We start from the raw sequence: 17,377 nt of genomic DNA, 5'->3' as shown, positions 1-17,377 counted from the left end.
ATCCCGTTTCCCTTTCTGATGTCGTCTGTATGTCGGCCGCGGAGATGGCCGCGGGCCTATTCCTCGGTGTTCGACGTGTGCCGCGAGCGGCGCGCGTACCAGTTGCCGAACGATTGGATCACCTGCACGATCGCGATGAGGATGATCACGGTGATGATGATGACGATCGTGTCGAACTGCTGGTAGCCGTACGAGATCGCGAGATCACCCACGCCGCCGCCGCCGATCGTGCCGGCCATCGCGGTCGCGCCGATCAGTCCGATGCACGCCGTGGTCAGCGCGAGCACGATGGATCCCTTGGCTTCGGGCAGGATGAAGTACCGGATGGTCTGCACAGTGCCGGCGCCCATCGCCTCGGCTGCCTCGTAGATGCCCGGATCGACCTCGAGGATCGCGCTTTCGATCAGGCGTCCGATGTAGGGCGCGACGTAGACGACCAGCGGCACGAGCGCCGCGTTCGTACCGATCGACGTGTGTACGATCAGTCGTGTGAACGGCATGATCGCGACCATGAGGATGATGAACGGCACGGAGCGGATGATGTTGACGATCGTGTTGAGCACCACGTAGACGATCTGGTTCGGCAGTAGGCCGCCCTTGCGCGTGATGGCGAGCGCCACGCCGATCGGGATGCCGATGACGGCGCCGAAGAACAGCGCAAGGCCCACCATGTACAGGGTGTCCTGGAACGCCTGCAGGTACTGTTCGGTGGTGACGGTGGAGTCGAGAAAATCAGACATGGAGCACCTCGAATTCACGTTGATCGTTTTCCAGTGGGGCGAGCCGTTCGGCCAGGGACGAGCCGTCCACGCCGTCGAGCCCGATGATGAGCTGTCCGAGCGTCACGTCGCGCAGCGCGTTCTCATTGGCGTGCAGCAGGGTGATGTCGGTGGGATGCACGGCGGCGTTGATGTCGGCCAGTATGTGCTTGGCGGCGTCCGAGCGGTACCAGACGCGCACCACCGAGCCTTCGCCGCCCGACGAGATGCGGTCGGTCAGGTTCTTGGGCAGCTGGCGGGGCACCACGGTTTCGACGAACTGCCTGGTCAGCGGGTCCTTGGGGTGGGCGAAGACGTCGCTCACCTTGCCGCGTTCGACGATGTCGCCGTGCGCGAGCACGACCACGTGTTCACAGGCCCTTGCGATCACGCTCATCTGGTGGGTGATGAGCAGCACGGTGATGCCGTACTGCCGGTTGATGTCGTTGAGCAGGTCGAGGATCTGGCGCGTGGTGATCGGGTCGAGCGCGCTGGTCGCCTCGTCGCTGAGCAGCACCTTGGGGTTGGTGACCAGCGCGCGGGCGATACCGACGCGCTGGCATTGGCCGCCGGACAGCTGTGACGGATAGGCGTCGGCACGGTCGGCCAGTCCGACCAGTTCCAGCGTGTGACGAACCTGGCGGTCGATGGTGTCCTTGGATTCGCCGGCCAACACCAGTGGCAACGCGACGTTCTGCGCGATGGTCTTGGACTGCAGCAGATTGTAGTGCTGGAAGATCATGCCGATCTCGCGGCGCAGCTTGGCCAGTTCGGGCTTGTTCAGCGTCGCGGGGTTGCGGCCCAGCGCGTCCACGCTGCCACTGGTGGGTGTCTCAAGACCGTTGACCGTGCGGATCAGCGTGCTTTTGCCGGCGCCGGAGGAGCCGATGACGCCGAAGAACGATCCGGCCGGCACCTCGAAGCTGATGTCGTTGAGCGCTTTCTGGGCTTTGCTGCCGCGACCGTAGGTTTTGGACACATGGTCGAACGTGACGGCTGTGTTCATGAATGCACTTCCTTGGATAGACGTGTGGATGTGTGGCATGCATCGGGGCCGGTCCTACGCGGCCGGCCCCGGCGCATGGGCCCGAGATTGCGTTTCACGGGCCCTTTCGGGTCACTGCCGCAGTTCGTCGGGCACGAACCAGTAGTCGTTGGTGTTGTTCTTGTCGAGGAAGTCAAGGAAGTCCTTGGACTTGTACGCCTCGACCACGGCCTTGGCCCACTCCTTGTCCTTGTTTTCCTTCTTGACGGTCGCCTGCAGTAGGTATTCGGGCTTGAGCGTCTCCTGCGCGAGCTGGAGCTTGGCGTCGACCTTCGAGCTGTAGGAGACGCTGCCGGGGATCACCGCATAGTCGAGATCCTGCAGCGAGCGCGGAATCGTACCTGAATCCATCGGACGGATGTCGAGGTTCTTCGGGTTCTTTTCGATGTCGTTCGGCGTGACGGTCACCGGGTCGGCGTCGGCCTTGAGCGTGATCCAGCCGAGCTTCTCCAGCAGGCGCAGGCCGCGGGACTCGTTCGACGGGTCCTGCGAGATCGCCACGAGGTCACCTTCGGAGACATCGTCGAGCGACTTGTGCTTCTGCGAGTACAGGCCGGCCGGCACGGTCGGGATCGGGGTCAGACCGACCAGATCGCCGCCCTTGTTCTTGTTGAACGCCTCGAGGTATGCGGTGTGCTGGTCGACGTTCAGGTCAACGCTGCCCTCGTTGAGCGCGATGTCGGCGGTCTGCAGGTCGCTGAAGTTCTGGTAGGTGACCTTGTATCCCTGCTTTTCGAGCACCGGGGCGACGCCCTTCTTGAACAGTTCGCTGTACGGGCCGGGTGACGTGCCGACCTTGATGGTCTTCGCCGTGTCGGTACCGGTGGCCGAGGCCGTGCCGCAGGCGCCGGTCAGGGCGAGCAGCGCGGCGGTGGCGGCTGCGGCTATGATCTGCCAGGTCTTCTTGTGTGCGGTCATGATGTTTCCCCTCTCTGTGGTGGACGATCGATGATGTTGCTTGCCGATGTTTGCGTGTCAGGAGGATTCCCGTTCCTCCGTGTAAGGATCTTCCCTCGAAGATGACAATCCCGAATATACGTACTTCGTTCAGGACGCAACACGGCGTGTCTATAGGCAAAAGTTTGAGCGTCTGTACGGCCCCGCCCGGTTCTTGGACTTGTTAACCGGCTATAAGTTTTTTCTCGATCGGGACGTGCTGGCCGCAATCCGACGGCAACGGCATGGTGCGTCAATACGCGACGAGCGGATGGCACAGGCTTCCTCCCTTGCGGGAATGTCCCTGCGCCATCCGCTCGTTGATGACTGTGTCGACGACGCTCAGTCGAACCGGGCGTCGAGCCCGTTCACGGCGAAGCGTTCCGGCCGGAACGCGTCCAGCACCACGGCACGCGTGCCGTCGAGCAGTTCGTCGGCCAGAATCTGGCCGAGCGCATACCCCACCGTCGCGCCGCTGTGCGTGAACGCGACGGCCAGCGTGCCTCCCGTCGCCGCGACGACGCCCGCTACCGGCAATCCGTCACCGGGAATGGGACGCGGGCCGATGAACACGTGTTCGGCCTCCAGTGCCGGGTGACCGGCCAGGAATGCGGATAGGTGGTCGAGCGTGTGCCGTAGCGCATCGGGATCGAGCGTGCCGTCCGGCAGGATGGCTGCCTCCAAGGGGTCGGCGACGACGACCAGACGTCCCTGCTCATCGGTGCGGGCACCGGCGAACGGCGCGCGCAGCACAGTGCGGGGAGGGTTGTCCAACGGCGTGGTGAATACGGTCACACCGGTCGTGGACGCCTTGGGAATGGCCGCGAACCGACTGATCAGCGCTGGGGTGTCCTCCCCCGCGGCCACGATCGTACGGTCGGCCGTGATGTCGCCATTCTCGGTACGCACGCCGCGCACGGTGCCGTCGTCTGATTCCAGCAGCGTCAACGCGCTGCCGCGTACGATGCACGCGCCGGCCGATCGCGCACGGGTGAGCAGAGTCCGCGCGAACAGGGGCAGGTCGACCCAGGCGTCTTCCGGAACCCACAGCACGTTGCCCGACAGACTTGCCCCATCCAGGGCTGGGTCGATAGCCGCCGCCTCACTCGGAGAGATCAGGTACGCGTCCTGGCCTTGCGAGGAGAGTCTGGCGGCTTCCTCTTCGATGCTTTCGCGATGCGCGCCGTTGTGCGCGGGCAATTCCTGCCGTCCGGCGGCGCTCGCCCAATCCAGCCGGCCGGATTGGTGGTACCAGGTCGTCCCTTCCGGCCGGGATGCATCGACGAGCTGGCGCTGTGCGAGGCGCAGTTTGCCGATGGTGCGCAGCGTACGGTATTCCGCGATGCTGACGCCGGTGTCGTTGATCCATCCCAGGGTGCGTTCGGTGGCGCTTGTCCCGGGTTTCGCCGGTGCGATGAGGACGGTCACGTCCGCGCCGCGTACGGCGAGTCGCTCTGCGATCGTCGCGCCGAGGATGCCTCCGCCGACGACCAGATAGGATTGGCTGCTCATGGTGTGTTCCCCTTACGTGGTCTTGCTGATGATGCGGTAATAGTGGTTGCCTATGGGCGGGCTCTGGTTTCAGTCCACGGCGGTGGCCCCGGCCAGCCAGTCGGTCAGGGTGAGCACATCCCAGACGGGAAGATGCGTGGTTCGGCGGATGGTCTGTGAGAAGGGCGGCAGGTTGGTGCATTCCAGCACGATCGCCCCGCATTGCGGCGCACGGGCGAGTCCTGCGCGCACGGCGGCAAGGACTTCGATCTCGGCCCGCGCCGGCTCGTAGTCGTCCTGCCGTCCCTTGATCACGGACAGAAAATACGGTGCATCGGCCATGTCCTGCACGACAATGCGATCCCGATCGGATTGCGCGACGCCGCTTTGTTCGAAATGCCGGTCGCCGATCGCGTGTGCGTCGATGGTCACTAGCAGCACGCTCTGTTCCGGCCGTAGCATGCGCAGCACGAGCGGCAGCTGGATCAGGCTCGACATCGCCACGGGGATCCGCGTGCGTGCGGCTACCTCGCTCTGGTAGTGGGCGAGCAGGCCGCACGAGGTGGCGGCGACCTGGATGCCTTGGTCGGCCATCGTGTTGACGGCCGCGACGAATCCGTCCGCCACCGCGGTGCTGCGCGGCCGGAACATGTCGGCGGGACCGATGCCGGCGACGACCTCGTAGCGTACCGGATAGCCGAAGCTGCGGGCGTTGCCGATGTCTCCGACCGGACGAGGGATGTCGGAGTCAAGAATGGCGATGCCGGTGCCGACTCCGTAATACGGTCGCCCACGGCCGATCGTCGGGACCGGCGTCGGCTCGGGCGTTTCCTGTTGCGGTGGGTGAGGCGTCGATGTGATCGTCATCGTTGCTTGCCTACTGCTTGAGCTCGTCGGGCACGAACCAGTAGCCGGTCGTGTTGTTCTTGGCCAGATAATCGTGGAACGTCTTGGACTTGTACGCCGCGACCACGTCCTTCGCCCACTGCTTGTTCGCTTCGTCCTTGCGGGTGACGGCGACGATCTCGTATTCGGGCTTGAGCGTCTCCTGGGCGAGCTCGAGTTTCGGGTCGAGTTTGGCGCTGTACGACCAGCTGCCGGTGACGACCGCATAGTCCACATCATCCAGCACGCGCGGGATCTGGCCGTTGTCGAGCGTCTCCAAGTTCAGGTTCTTCGGGTTGGTCGCGACATCGTTGATCGATCCGAGGGCCGAATCGGAGTCGTCCTTGAGCGTGATCCAGCCGAGTTTCTCCAGCAGCCGCAATGCGCGAGCCAGATTCGACGGGTCTTGGGAGACCGCGATCGTGGCGCCGTTCGTGATCTGGTCGACGGACGTATGCTTCTTGGAGTACAGGCCGGCAGGCACGGATGGGATCGGGATGAGCGACTCCAGCGTGCCGTTCTTCTTCTCGTTGTATGCGTCCATGTAGGCCGTGTGCTGATCGACGTTGAGATCGGTGCTGCCTTCGTTCAGCGAGTCGTTCGCCTGCTGCGCATCGCTGAACGTGGTGACCTTGATCGTGTATCCCTGCTTTTCAAGGATCGGGGCGACGCCCTTCTTGAACAGTTCGCTGTACGGGCCGGGAGACGCGGCAAGACGGATGGTCTTCGCCGTGTCCGCGTCGTTGGCCGAGGCGGTGCCGCAGGCCGCGGCCGACAGGACGAGCCCGGCCGACAACGCGATGCCGAATACGGCTTTGACTGCACGTGTGATGGTGGAACGCATACGGTTTTCCCCTTGATTGAATGAACAATGAAAAAAGAACAAAAAAAATATGATCCGGGCCGTCCGCCCCGCATCGGCACGGATGGCCCGACGTCTCTTATATAAGACCTACGGTTCAGGCGAATACGCCCGACGCGAGCTGGCTGAACGTGTCAAGCTCGCTGTGATTGCGCAGATACGCCTCATACGCCTTGTCGAGCGCCTGACCGAGATCCTCGATCAGGTCGGCGGCATCCTCGATGCCGATGGCGAGGCGGATCAGTTCGTCGGTGATGCCGACCTTGAGCCGTTCCTCCTTCGGCAATTCGAAATGCGTCATACGGCAGGGCAGCTCGGCGAGACTTTCCACCGCACCGAGGCTGACGGCCAGACGGAAGACGTGCAGGTTGTCGAGCACGATGCCGGGATCGACGCCCGGCACGACCTCGAACGAGAGCACGCCGCCGAAGCCACGTAGCCCATTGTCGGCAAGCAGACATTCGCGATCGCCCTTCACGCCCGGATAGTGCACTGTCTTGATGAGCGGATGGGCGAGCAGGTATTCGGCGACGGCCTGCGCGTTCTCCTGCTGGCGTTCCACACGCAGGGCGAGCGTCTGAATGCCCCGGCGTACATCGTTGCATTCGGCGGGCGCGAGCACACCGCCGAACCGGTTCTGCGCAAAGTAGATGGCCCGGCCAATCTCGTCGTCCTTGACGACGACAAGGCCCGCGGTCACTTCGGAATGCCCGGCCAGGTACTTGGTGGCCGAGTGCAGGACGATGTCGGCGCCCAAGTCGAGAGGCTGCTGCAGATACGGGGTCACGAACGTGTTGTCCACGATCGTGAGGGCTCCGTGACGGCGGGCGATCTCGGAAATGCGACCCACGTTGTTGACCTGCAACAGCGGGTTGGTGAGCACCTCGAAATACACGGCCTTCGCCGGCGTCGTCTCGTCGAGCCTGCATCCGTCGAACGTGACGCGTTCACGGCCTTGAACCGCCGCGTCAAGCGCCTCGTAATCCGCGGTGTCCACGGGCTCGAACGTGATGCCGCGTTCGGCGAAGTATTCGTTGAACAACGAATAGGTGCCGCCGTAGATGTTCTTGCCGACCACGATGCGATCGCCCGGCTTGAAGATGCTGATGACCGCATGGATGGCGGCCAGTCCGGATGCGAACGCGAAACCGCGGCTGCCGTGTTCGAGCTGCGCGATCTGCTGCTCGAGGAAATCACGGGTGGGGTTGCCGCTGCGCGCGTAATCCCAGCGGGGCATCGCCTCGACCGATTCGAAAGCATACGTGGAAGAGTTGTAGATCGGCGGATTCACGGCACCGGTGGTGTTGTCGTTGACCGGCAGTCCGTGGACCAGCTGCGTGTTGAACCTCGTCATGGCGCACCTCCTTGAGATGGTTTGCGTGTGTGGCTGTTTCCCGTCCGCGATGGCCCCCGCCCCGCGGCTGGTGCCCACCTTACCCGATGCTTCGGCGACGTGTGGCCGCGTGGCTATACACGTTGCTTATGACCGCTGCCAAAGGCATCCGAATGCGCCGTTTCGCCGCGCAGCCGACTAGGCGAGCCGGTCCGGCGCGTCGCCGAAGTCGAACAATACGCCGTCGGCCTCCTCGCAAATCGTCGCCCAATCGCCGTCCGACGAGTCGTCGTGCATGGCCCATACGTGCATGTTCGCCGATTTCGCGGATCTGACGCCGACGAGCAGATCCTCGAACACCGTGCAATGCTCGGGTGCGATGCCGAGACGGGACGCCGCCAGCAGATAGACGTCGGGCCTGTCCTTGCCGACATCGCCTGCGTCGTCGACGCTGACGACCGCATCGAAGTATCCGTCGATGCCGACATGTCTCATGGCCGGCTCACGCAGCGCGGGCGGCAGCGATGTGGCGACCGCCAGCCGGGCCCCGCTTTCGGTAAGGCGGCGCAGGTAGTCCTTGGCATGCGGCTTGGCTTCGACCACGGTCGAATAGGCCACGCGAGCCATGTCGTCCCATTCGCGCATCAGCTGTTCGGGAGTGTCCGTCAGGCCGAACCGGGCGATCGTGTATTCGGCGATCTGCTTAAACTGCATGGAGGCGACCTTGATCATGTAATCGTCGGGCACGACGATGCCCCTGCGAGAGAGAAAATCGATGTCGACCTGATCCCACACGCCCATGGAGTCGAGCAGCGTGCCGTCCAAGTCGAAAATGGCCGCCTTGCCCTGGTTGATATGCCTCACATCGTTCATGTTCGCTCCGTTCCGGTCGTATGCCTATATCCGCGATGAGTCCAGCAGCTCGCGCGCATGATCCAGCGACGCCTCCGATTCGGAGCCGGAAAGCATGCGGGCGATCTCGCGTATGCGGGCATCCCCTTCCACCGGTTCGACGGTGGTCACGACCCCGACGGCGTCGTCATCCGCGTCCGGAGGTTCCTTGGTGACGACGAATTGCCGGTCGGCCCAACTGGCGACCTGCGCCAGATGGGTGACGACGATGACCTGGGCGCTGGCCGCAAGCCGCGCCAGACGCCGGCCCAGTTCGACCGCGGTCTTGCCGCCGACACCGGCGTCGACCTCGTCGAAGATGAACGTCATCGGGGAAGCGTCACCCGAATGACGGTCCGCCGCGGACAGTTCCAGGGCGAGCATGAGCCGGCTCAGTTCGCCGCCCGAGGCGCTTTTGCCCATCGGCAGTTCGGGGGCGCCCTCGTACGGCGTGAACATGAACGAGATGTCGTCGCATCCATTGGCATCGAGCGGCCAGGAAGCGGTCTTGCCTGTTCCTTCTCGCTTCGCCACGTTGATCTTCAGTTCGGCGCCGTCCATGGCCAGCGACGACAGCTCGCCGGTTACGGTGGCAGCCAGTGACCGGGCCGCGGAGCGACGCACGGCGCTCAGACGTTCGGCCGCCGCCATGGCATCGTCGAACAGCTTGGCGCGTTCCTGCCGCAGTTCGGCGATCTTTTCGGGCGACGCATCCAGATCCTCCATATCAAACACGGCCTTGTCACGCCATGCGATCACGTCGGCCAACGTCGGCCCCCACCGGCGGGTCAGCTCGCCCAGTTCATGAATGCGCGCGTTGAGCTCGTCGAGATCGTCCATGTCGTCTTCCACGTCGAGCTGACGGCTCAACGAATACACGACGTCCGACAGGTCGGCGTTGATGGATTCCAGCCGATTGGCCAGTTCCGCGAAATCGCCATCCGCGTGAACGGATCGCAGCGACTGCACCGCGCGGTTGATGAGTTCGGACGCACTGGCGTCATCCGTGTCGACGTTGACCTGGGATGCGTCCAACGCGCCAAGCGCGCCCGACACGCCCTGCGCGATGTCCGCCGCATGTTCGATGCGCGATCGTCTGGCCTTGAGCTCGTCGTCCTCCCCCGGCTGGGGATCCACGCGGTTGATGCGATCGATGGACTCCCTCAGGTAATCCGCCTGCTGCCGGGCCGAAGCCTCCTGATGCTCCATGCGTTCGAGGCGATCGTCCAGCGCGCACAGCGCGTCCCACGCCTTGTGATACCGTTCGAGCTCGCGCTCGTCCCCGGCCACCATGTCGAGGAACTCACGCTGACGCGCCGACGCCGCGATGCGCAGCTGATCCGCCTGACCGTGGATCGTGACGAGTTCGCCGGCCAGTTCACCCAGTACGGCGCGCGGCACGCTGCGCCCGTTCACCACGGCTCGGGAACGGCCCGATACCGGCACGACGCGCGAAAGGAACAATTCCCCGTCCTCCGGCTCGACGCCGGCATTGCGTGCCACGGCCAGCACACGGGAGCCACGGCCGTCATCCCCGTTCCGCTCCGGCTTGGCAGTCCCGAGTGCGAACACGCCCTGTGTCCAGGATTCCTTCGCGCCGGCAGATACGCGCCCGGAGTCCGCAGTGCCTCCGGAGATCAGCTTGATCGCGCTCAGGAGCATGGACTTGCCGGCGCCGGTCTCACCGGTGATCGCGGTCATGCCCGGCGCCGGCGTCAGCAATGCATGGCGGATCGGTCCCAGGTCTCGGATCTCCAGTTCCTCAAGCATCCGCGTTCTCCCCTGTGCCCGCCACGTCGCCCATCGGAACGGAGCCAGGCACGCCGTGCTCCACCCCATCGGGGAAGACATGGCCATGATGTACCGTCTGTACCCCGCCACGGGCCTGTTCGCGCCATCCGACGACCGGCAGATCGAACTTGGTCACCAGACGGTTGGTGAACGGCACTCCGGACAGCCGGGCCAGTCTCAGGGTGTCCTTCGACTGGCGGACCTCGATGCGTGTTCCCTTTGGCAGTGCGCGCTGGCGCCTGCCGTCGCAGCAAATCCATCCGTCCGACATCGAATCGTCGAGAATGTCCAGCGCGAACGTCGAGCCCGCACCGATGATCAGGGGACGAGCGAACAGCGCGTGCGCGGCCAGCGGCACCAGCTGCAACGCCTGCACGTTCGGCCACATGATCGGCCCGCCCGCCGAGAACGCGTACGCGGTCGAGCCGGTCGGCGTGGAGACGATCACCCCGTCGCATCCGAACGAGCTCATCTCCACGTCATCGACGCGGATCGACAGCTCGACCATCTTGCCACGGTCGGCCCGTTCCACGGTAATGTCGTTCAGCGCCCAGTCCTCCAGCGGCTCGCTCGCGCCCGGCAGCCAGACGTCCACATGCGCGATCATGCGTTCGTCGATCGAATAGTCGTGTTCGGCCACGCGACGGATCGCCTCGCTCATCTGAAAGCTCTCGAACTCGGCCAGGAACCCGACATGGCCGAGATTGACGCCTAGAATCGGCACGCGGGTGCAGTGCACGAGTTCGGCGGCACGAAGGATCGTGCCGTCGCCGCCGAGCACGACGACGATCTCGGTGTTGTCCGGCACCACCGACGGTCTCGCCCCGAACGCCGGTGCCTCCGAATTGTCGATGATCGACACTTCGAACCCGCACTGGCGCAGCCTCGCCACCGCCTCGGCCACCACCGTGCCGCTTTCGCGAAGACGGGTGTGCGTCACCACCACCGCGTGCCGAACGCCGACCATCACATCCCCCTTGCCGCAGGAAACAGGAACAGTCCCATCCTAACTGAACCGACCGAAAATTTCGAACACATGTTCGCATGACACGCCGCTTCCCACCTTGCGCCACGCCGTCCGAGACCATCCACCCGCGTCACGTTCTCACGCGCAGGGCATAGAATGTCCTACACGCATCGAGACCAGGGCACGCGCCCGCACGAACCGGTAAAGGAGGAGCCATGTCGAACCTCGTCTTTGACGAATCCTCCTCCAACCGCGAATCCTCGCGCGGATATGCATGGTGGTTCTCCGGCGACACGTTCGAGAAGGCCGCCGCGGACGAGCGCCGGGCCACGCGCAGGCACACGTTCCGCCAGCATATGACCTCGCACCCCGGGCGCCTGACGATCATGTACTTCGCCGCGCTCGTCGTCATCGCCACCGGCATGCTCATGCTGCCGATGTCCACGCCGCCGGGCGAGACCACGACGTTCTCAACGGCGATGTTCACGGCGATATCCGCTTTGTCCACCTGCGGCATCTCGATCGTCAACTCCACGACCCACTGGACCGAATTCGGCCAGGCGATCCTGCTGGTGTCAGTCCAGATGGGCGGGCTCGGCGTCATGACCTTCGCCTCGATGATCGCGCTGGCAGTCAACCATCACATGAAGGCGACGCAACGGCTGCTCACCGCCACGGAACTGGGCACCACGAAGCTTTCCGAGATCCGGGGCGTGTTGACCGTGGTCATCACCACCACGTTCGTCATCGAATCGATCACGTTCTTCGCGCTGTTTCCGGGCCTGTGGTCCGTCAATCGCGGCGACTGGGGCAGAACGGCATGGGAGGCGCTGTTCTTCGCCGTCATGTCGTACAACAACGCCGGGTTCACCCCCGACGGCGCGGGACTGCATGTGAACAACTGGGCCGTGGGCATGCCGATCATGATGTCCGCGTTCTGCGGCACGCTCGGCTTCCCCGTCATCCTCAACCTCATGCGATGCGCCCGCAAACGTGTGCCGCCGCGCCGCTGGAGCCTGCACACGAAGGTGACACTGACGATGACGTTCCTCATCGTCGCCGCCTCGCTGGCATGGTTCCTGGCGGTCGAATGGGACAACCCCTATCTGTTCAAGAACGCGGATGTGGAGACGCGGCTGCGGCATGCCATGGTGGCGGCGGTCATGCCGCGCAGCTCCGGATTCGACCTGTCGTGGGTGCCTCAGGTCAGCGAGGCCACGAAGGTGTTCATGAGCATCGTCATGTTCATCGGCGGAGGCAGCACCTCGACCGCGGGCGGCATCCGCGTCACCACGTTCGCCGTGATCCTCCTGGTGTGCCGCGCATCGTTCACCGGCCACAAAGACATCAATGCGTTCCGCCGCCGCATCCACACCGATGTGGCGATGACGGCCGTGAGCATCACCACCACATGCCTGATGCTGGTGCTCGGCGCGGCGATGGCCCTGATGCTGGTGTCCGACGCGTCGCTGTCGAACGCGCTGTTCGACGCGTGTTCCGCGTTCGGTCTGGGCGGATATACGGTGGGCGTGGCCAGAGAGGACAATCCGGCGGCATTGGCCATTCTCGCGTTCACGATGGTGGTGGCCCGGCTCGGGCCGATGACGATCGCCTATTCGATCAGTCGTCCGCGCGCGCTCGAAACCGTGCGCTATCCCACCGAACCGCTGGTGGTGGGCTGACCGTCGCTCCGCATCAGCGGTTTCGCCCCGTGTCGGGTCGAGGGAACGCTATGATGCATAACCGGTAGTTAGTTGTCATCGATGGCACGTGCGTGCGGGAAATGAGGAACCACAGTCATGGCAGTCAACGGCAGAAGCATTCTGGTGGTGGGACTGGGCCGTTTCGGCAGTTCGGTGGCTACGACGCTGGATGCGATGGGCCAGGACGTGCTGGCCGTCGACAAGGATCCGGAGCTGGTCAACCGCTGGTCGTCGCAGATCCCGACCGTACAGGCGGACATGACCGACGTGCTGGCGCTGGAACAACTCAATGCGTCCGATTTCAACACGGCCATCGTGGCGATCGGCGACAGCGTCGAGGCATCGGTCATCGCCACCGGCAACCTGTTGGACGCCGGCATCTCCGATATCTGGGCGAAGTCCGTGTCGAAGGAGCACGCGCGCATCCTGCAGCGCATCGGCGCACGGCACATCATCAACGCGGAGACGGACGCCGGCAAGCGTGTCGGCCATCTGGTGTCCGGCAACTATCTCGACTACATCGAGATCGAGGGCGCGCACACGGTCGTCAAGATCCATACTCCGCAGCATGTGGTCGGCTACAGCATCGAGGATGCGAAGGTGCACGAGCGCTACGGCATCACCGTCGTCGGCATCAAATCCCCTGGCAAGGAGTTCCAGTACGGTTCCAAGGAACTGGTCATGCACCGCAACGACGAGCTCATCATCATGGGCAAAGAGGATCAGATCGACAAGTTCATCCGCGGCTAATACGGTTCCGAGCGTACAGCAGATATTCGCTGTTGCCGTGGGTGCCCTCGATGGGCGAGTCGGCCGTCGCGACGACGTCCAACCCGTGCTCTGCCGCGCATTGCGTGATCTTATGCAACGCCTGTTCCCGAAGGGCTGGATCCTCCACGATACCGTGACGATCCAGCCCTTCGCGTCCGACTTCGAACTGCGGTTTGACCAGCAGCACGATATGCGCGCCGGGCGCGGCGATACTCGCAATGACCGGGATCACATAGGTCAGAGAGATGAACGACACGTCGGAGACGATCATCTGCGGACGGTACGGCAGGCTGTCGGCGCTCACGTCGCGGATGTTGACCCCGTCCATGCGAATGACGTGCGGGTCATCGGATACCCGCGGGTCAAGCTGGTCGTGACCGACGTCGAGCGCGATGACCTGTGCGGCGCCGCGTCGCAGCAACACCTGTGTGAAGCCGCCCGTAGACGCGCCGATGTCGAGACAATGCAGACCGTCCGGCGACGGCAATCCGTCGGCGGCGAACACGTCGAACGCGCCGACCAGCTTGTACGCACCGCGTGAAACGTAGTCGTCGCCCTTATCGACGCTGATCACCGCATCCGCGTCAACGTTCATGGCCGGTTTGGACGCGACCACTCCCCCAACCGTCACATGCCCGGTTTTGATGAGTTTCTGCGCCTTGGAGCGGCTGTCGACCAGTCCGAAGTCGACCAGTAAGGAGTCAAGCCGTGCCATAGGTCACCGATTGTCGTCGAGTTCGTGCTGGAGTCGGTCGAGCACCTCCTGGAATGCCGTGATGTGTTGCGGCATGTCCTTGGCGTCCAGATCGGCCAGCTCGGGGAACCTCTGGGACAGATCGTCAGGCATGACATAGCTCCTTGCGTAGGAATGAATCGGGAAGGGGCAAGACAGAACAACCACTGTCTCACCGTAAAACATCTGATAACAAGCTGGCCTCCTCGTCGGATCGTCGGAGGAGGCCAGGGCAACGTCAGAGCGCGAAATCAGGCAACGTGACCGTCGCAACGTCGCCGCCGGCATCGGCATGGTCCCACATGAGGGCGCATGCCGCACGCAGGGCGTTCATGCTGGTCGGATCACTCACCGTCAGCACGCCGTCATGCAGCGTGGCGGACGCCTCGCCGCACGTCCACGACGAACCGTCGCCGGCAGCAACGGCGGCCGGCTGCGCTTCGAGCAGTCCGCGCAGGTCCTTGACGATGTAGGTCGGTCGCAGATGCGCCGGCGCGAGCATCAGCTCATGCGGATTGGTCACGCCGGTGAGCACGGCCAGCGAATCGTAGCCGCCACGGTTGCCGGCCTCGATATCGGTATCAAGACGGTCGCCGATCGCCAGGCACGCGTCCTTGGCCACCGGTTCCGTGTCGTCGCCGGCCGCGAGCAGTCGCGCCTCGTCGTACATCGCGGATTCGGGCTTGCCGGCCGAGGCGACCGGTTCGACGCCGGTCGCGTTGATGACGGCCTGAATCATCGACCCGCAGCCGGGCGCGATGCCCAGTTCGCGTGGAATCGTCAGATCCCGGTTGGTGACGAAATACATCGCCCCATGCTCGACCGCGAACGCGACCTCGGCCATCTCCTGCCAGCACATGTCCGGATACCATCCCTGGATCACGGCCACCGGCTCGTCGGCCGCGCCTTCGACCACGATCAGCCCCTGCTTGGCGACTTCCTCGCGCAGATGATCGGCGCCCAGCACCAGCACCTTGGAGCCGGCCGGCACGTGACGGCGCACCATGCGCGCGGCGACCACCGATGAGGTGATGACCTGATGCGGTTCGACCTCAAGGTCGAAGCCGCGCAGCTGATCCGCGACCACGCGCTGGAAGCGCGACGAGTTGTTCGTCGTATATTCGATGGTCATGCCGGCCGATTCGGCTTGGCGAATCGACTCGGCGGCATGTTCGACCGGGTTCTTGCCCCGGTACACCACGCCGTCAAGATCGAGCAGCGCGAGCCGGTAGGCTGCCGCGATCGGCTTGTCGGTGGATTTGAGCATGCGCGTCATCTCACTCGGCGTCGGAGGAATCGTTCGCCTCGGCGTCGGCCGACTCGTCCGCATCCGCAGCGTCATCGATGCCAGTCTCCGGCTCGACGGCGGAATCGGAGCCGTCCTGAGCCTCCTGAGCCGGCAGCACGGACTCGTCATCCGCATCGGCGACGTCGAACTCGGACTCGTGCTCGGCAGATTCGCTCATGCCGGCGACTTCCTTCACATCCTCGGCGTCGTCCGCATCCTCGTCGCCTGAAGCAGTGCCGTCGTCCTCGGACTCACCTTCAGCCTCATCGGCATCCTCATCGTCATCGGCCGGCGCGTACTGCGCGTCGTCCTCGCTGATGCCGAGCATGTCGAGCTCGTCGTCGCTGAACCGTTCGAGATCATGGTCGATCACGGCGTCGTCCACGGCCTCGTCATCGTCCGCATACTGCAGTTCGAGCTTGTCGAGCAGCGGATCGAGATCGGCAGCTTCCTCGCCACGGCCGGCCTCCTCGAGGAAGTACTGTTCTGCCTGAATGGCACGCATGCGGTACTCGCCCGGCAGACCCTTGGAACGGCCGATCGTATGCACGATCTCGATGGCCTTGTCGATCTGGTTCAGATCCGCAAGAGCGCCCGCGTACACCAGGAACATCTCGACCTTGGCTTCGCCGCGCAGCTGCTTGGCCTCGTCGGAGGTAGCCACTTCGACGGCCTTCTTCGGGTTGCCGGTGCCGCGCTCGCAGTCGGCGATGAACGGCAGGTAGTCCGGAAAGCCATTCATGCGGTAGGCGGTGCGGAACTCACGCAGCGCAAGCTTGTAATCGCCCTGACGATACGCGACGAACGCGAGCGTCTCACGGGCGAAGTCGATGCGGGACGCCTGACGTGCCACCCACTTGGCGTGGGCGAGCGCCAGCTCCGGATTGGACTCCTCGAGCGCATAGGCGGCGAGAATGTGCAGACCGATGTTCTCGGCGTGCTCCTTGGACAGGCCGCGCAGACGTTCGCGCTCGTCAGTCGACAGCATCGACCATTCCATGCCCTTGGGCATCTTCGGCTCGTCGGGGCGACGCGCGGTGTACGGGTTCTGCGACGGGAAGCTCATCGTGCCGTCGGAATTGCGGCGCGGGCCACGCTCCATGTATTCGCGGCGCTTGGTCTCGCGGTATTCGCGCTTCTCTTCAGGCGTGAATTCGCGGCGCTCGCCATCATTGCGACGTTCGGCACCGCGCTCATTGCGGCGATCATCGCGCTTGAAATCACGACGATCATCACGGTGGAAATCCTTGCGCTCACCGTCACGATGGAAGTCACGGCGCTCGCCATCATTGCGACGATCATGATCGCGATGGAAATCACGACGATCATCGCCGCCGCGGAACGAACGACCGCCGTCACGACGGTCATCGCGACGGTAGCGCGGGTTGTCGCCGCCCTGACGACGGTCGTCACGACGGAAGTCGCGACGATCACCATCGCGGTGGAAGTCGCGACGCTCACCGTCAGTACGCTTGAAATCACGGCGATCGCCGTCACGACGCTCGCCGTCACGACGGAAATCCTTGCGGTCGTCGTCACGACGGAAGCCGCCGTTGCCGCGGTAGCCGCCGCGCTCGCCATCCTTGCGGTAGCCGCCCTTGTGGAAGCCGCCCGACTTACCGCCGCGGAAACCGCCGCGCTCGCCGTCACGATGGAAGTCGCGACGATCGCCGCCCTCGCGGTTGAACTCGCGACCTTCGCCGGCACCCTCACGGTCACGGCGGAAGCCGCCGTCCTTATGGAAGCCACCCTTATGGAAGCCACCGGACTTGCCGTTGCCGTCCTTGCGGTATCCGCCGCGCGATCCGCCGAAGGAACGTCCGCCGCTATTGCCGCCGCGGCCGCCCGGACGGCCGGAGCCGTAGGACTTGCGATTGCCGTAGGATTTGCCGCCCGAGCGGCCCTGTTCTTCTGCCATTGATG

At 64.3% G+C, this 17,377-nt stretch carries 16 protein-coding genes; 2 read left to right on the top strand and 14 right to left on the bottom strand.

Going from position 1 to position 17,377, the window contains the following annotated elements; genetic code table 11:
• Positions 1-56: 56 nt before the first annotated feature.
• The 10 genes from KIH76_RS03035 to KIH76_RS02990 all read right to left on the bottom strand — a co-directional run bounded on the left by KIH76_RS03035 (position 57) and on the right by KIH76_RS02990 (position 10,959).
• Positions 57-740: a methionine ABC transporter permease gene (locus KIH76_RS03035; RefSeq protein WP_214373290.1), complete on the bottom strand. Its 684-nt coding sequence runs from the start codon at positions 738-740 to the stop codon at positions 57-59.
• Positions 733-1,764: a methionine ABC transporter ATP-binding protein gene (locus KIH76_RS03030; protein ID WP_214373289.1), complete on the bottom strand. Its 1,032-nt coding sequence runs from the start codon at positions 1,762-1,764 to the stop codon at positions 733-735. Before KIH76_RS03030 ends, KIH76_RS03035 begins: the two co-directional genes overlap by 8 nt.
• 111 nt (positions 1,765-1,875) lie before the next feature.
• Entirely contained in the window at positions 1,876-2,721 is an 846-nt protein-coding gene (locus tag KIH76_RS03025) for a MetQ/NlpA family ABC transporter substrate-binding protein (protein WP_214373288.1), read from the bottom strand.
• A gap of 360 nt (positions 2,722-3,081) precedes the next feature.
• Positions 3,082-4,251 carry an NAD(P)/FAD-dependent oxidoreductase gene (locus KIH76_RS03020; RefSeq protein ID WP_214373287.1) on the bottom strand — a complete coding sequence of 390 codons (1,170 nt, stop codon included), beginning with the start codon at positions 4,249-4,251 and terminating at the stop codon, positions 3,082-3,084.
• A 69-nt stretch (positions 4,252-4,320) separates the two neighbouring features.
• Positions 4,321-5,097 carry an aspartate/glutamate racemase family protein gene (locus tag KIH76_RS03015; protein ID WP_219069284.1) on the bottom strand — a complete coding sequence of 259 codons (777 nt, stop codon included), beginning with the start codon at positions 5,095-5,097 and terminating at the stop codon, positions 4,321-4,323.
• A gap of 10 nt (positions 5,098-5,107) precedes the next feature.
• Entirely contained in the window at positions 5,108-5,959 is an 852-nt protein-coding gene (locus KIH76_RS03010; RefSeq protein WP_214373285.1) for a MetQ/NlpA family ABC transporter substrate-binding protein, read from the bottom strand.
• A gap of 115 nt (positions 5,960-6,074) precedes the next feature.
• Positions 6,075-7,331 carry a trans-sulfuration enzyme family protein gene (locus KIH76_RS03005; protein WP_219069282.1) on the bottom strand — a complete coding sequence of 419 codons (1,257 nt, stop codon included), beginning with the start codon at positions 7,329-7,331 and terminating at the stop codon, positions 6,075-6,077.
• A 177-nt stretch (positions 7,332-7,508) separates the two neighbouring features.
• The gene (locus tag KIH76_RS03000; RefSeq protein ID WP_214373283.1) at positions 7,509-8,183 is read right to left on the bottom strand and encodes an HAD family hydrolase; all 675 of its coding nucleotides are present in this window, start codon (positions 8,181-8,183) and stop codon (positions 7,509-7,511) included.
• 24 nt (positions 8,184-8,207) lie between these two features.
• The gene (recN, locus tag KIH76_RS02995; protein WP_219069280.1) at positions 8,208-9,971 is read right to left on the bottom strand and encodes a DNA repair protein RecN; all 1,764 of its coding nucleotides are present in this window, start codon (positions 9,969-9,971) and stop codon (positions 8,208-8,210) included.
• Positions 9,964-10,959, bottom strand: coding sequence for an NAD kinase (locus KIH76_RS02990; RefSeq protein WP_236036791.1), 996 nt, complete (start codon positions 10,957-10,959; stop codon positions 9,964-9,966). Before KIH76_RS02990 ends, recN begins: the two co-directional genes overlap by 8 nt.
• 215 nt (positions 10,960-11,174) lie before the next feature.
• Between KIH76_RS02990 and KIH76_RS02985 the strand changes: the two genes are divergently transcribed.
• Together KIH76_RS02985 and KIH76_RS02980 are read left to right on the top strand one after the other, a co-directional pair.
• Positions 11,175-12,641, top strand: a complete 1,467-nt coding sequence (locus KIH76_RS02985; protein ID WP_219069278.1) for a TrkH family potassium uptake protein — start codon at positions 11,175-11,177, stop codon at positions 12,639-12,641.
• A gap of 117 nt (positions 12,642-12,758) precedes the next feature.
• The gene (locus KIH76_RS02980) at positions 12,759-13,412 is read left to right on the top strand and encodes a potassium channel family protein (protein WP_214373280.1); all 654 of its coding nucleotides are present in this window, start codon (positions 12,759-12,761) and stop codon (positions 13,410-13,412) included.
• Here the strand turns inward: KIH76_RS02980 and KIH76_RS02975 are convergent.
• From KIH76_RS02975 to KIH76_RS02965, 4 genes are all read right to left on the bottom strand, one after another.
• Positions 13,399-14,148 (bottom strand): TlyA family RNA methyltransferase, encoded by a 750-nt coding sequence (locus tag KIH76_RS02975; protein WP_219069276.1) that lies wholly within the window; start codon positions 14,146-14,148, stop codon positions 13,399-13,401. The two genes, KIH76_RS02980 and KIH76_RS02975, sit on opposite strands and share 14 nt — an antisense overlap.
• Positions 14,149-14,151: 3 nt before the next feature.
• Positions 14,152-14,280, bottom strand: a complete 129-nt coding sequence (locus tag KIH76_RS11675) for a hypothetical protein (RefSeq protein WP_274608021.1) — start codon at positions 14,278-14,280, stop codon at positions 14,152-14,154.
• Between the two features lie 124 nt (positions 14,281-14,404).
• Positions 14,405-15,442, bottom strand: a complete 1,038-nt coding sequence (locus KIH76_RS02970; RefSeq protein WP_219069274.1) for an HAD-IIA family hydrolase — start codon at positions 15,440-15,442, stop codon at positions 14,405-14,407.
• A gap of 1 nt (position 15,443) precedes the next feature.
• Complete coding sequence (locus KIH76_RS02965) at positions 15,444-17,372, bottom strand: helicase (protein WP_219069272.1); 1,929 nt, start codon at positions 17,370-17,372, stop codon at positions 15,444-15,446.
• Positions 17,373-17,377: the final 5 nt, after the last annotated feature.

It is taken from the genome of Bifidobacterium simiiventris (assembly GCF_019331715.1).
Lineage (GTDB): Bacteria > Actinomycetota > Actinomycetes > Actinomycetales > Bifidobacteriaceae > Bifidobacterium > Bifidobacterium simiiventris.
The sequence above is the reverse complement of the archived record's forward strand: the minus strand, read 5'-3'. Positions and strand labels throughout refer to the sequence as shown.

Excerpts from the sequence above, each read along its gene's own strand:
- KIH76_RS03000 (WP_214373283.1), bottom strand. The coding sequence starts at position 8,183 with ATGAACGATGTGAGGCATATCAACCAGGGCAAGGCGGCCATTTTCGAC.
- recN (WP_219069280.1), bottom strand. The coding sequence starts at position 9,971 with ATGCTTGAGGAACTGGAGATCCGAGACCTGGGACCGATCCGCCATGCA.
- KIH76_RS02965 (WP_219069272.1), bottom strand. The coding sequence starts at position 17,372 with ATGGCAGAAGAACAGGGCCGCTCGGGCGGCAAATCCTACGGCAATCGC.
- KIH76_RS03010 (WP_214373285.1), bottom strand. The coding sequence starts at position 5,959 with ATGCGTTCCACCATCACACGTGCAGTCAAAGCCGTATTCGGCATCGCG.
- KIH76_RS02990 (WP_236036791.1), bottom strand. The coding sequence starts at position 10,959 with ATGGTCGGCGTTCGGCACGCGGTGGTGGTGACGCACACCCGTCTTCGC.
- KIH76_RS03005 (WP_219069282.1), bottom strand. The coding sequence starts at position 7,331 with ATGACGAGGTTCAACACGCAGCTGGTCCACGGACTGCCGGTCAACGAC.
- KIH76_RS03035 (WP_214373290.1), bottom strand. The coding sequence starts at position 740 with ATGTCTGATTTTCTCGACTCCACCGTCACCACCGAACAGTACCTGCAG.
- KIH76_RS02975 (WP_219069276.1), bottom strand. The coding sequence starts at position 14,148 with ATGGCACGGCTTGACTCCTTACTGGTCGACTTCGGACTGGTCGACAGC.
- KIH76_RS02985 (WP_219069278.1), top strand. The coding sequence starts at position 11,175 with ATGTCGAACCTCGTCTTTGACGAATCCTCCTCCAACCGCGAATCCTCG.
- KIH76_RS11675 (WP_274608021.1), bottom strand. The coding sequence starts at position 14,280 with ATGCCTGACGATCTGTCCCAGAGGTTCCCCGAGCTGGCCGATCTGGAC.
- KIH76_RS02980 (WP_214373280.1), top strand. The coding sequence starts at position 12,759 with ATGGCAGTCAACGGCAGAAGCATTCTGGTGGTGGGACTGGGCCGTTTC.
- KIH76_RS03020 (WP_214373287.1), bottom strand. The coding sequence starts at position 4,251 with ATGAGCAGCCAATCCTATCTGGTCGTCGGCGGAGGCATCCTCGGCGCG.
- KIH76_RS03015 (WP_219069284.1), bottom strand. The coding sequence starts at position 5,097 with ATGACGATCACATCGACGCCTCACCCACCGCAACAGGAAACGCCCGAG.
- KIH76_RS03030 (WP_214373289.1), bottom strand. The coding sequence starts at position 1,764 with ATGAACACAGCCGTCACGTTCGACCATGTGTCCAAAACCTACGGTCGC.
- KIH76_RS03025 (WP_214373288.1), bottom strand. The coding sequence starts at position 2,721 with ATGACCGCACACAAGAAGACCTGGCAGATCATAGCCGCAGCCGCCACC.
- KIH76_RS02970 (WP_219069274.1), bottom strand. The coding sequence starts at position 15,442 with ATGACGCGCATGCTCAAATCCACCGACAAGCCGATCGCGGCAGCCTAC.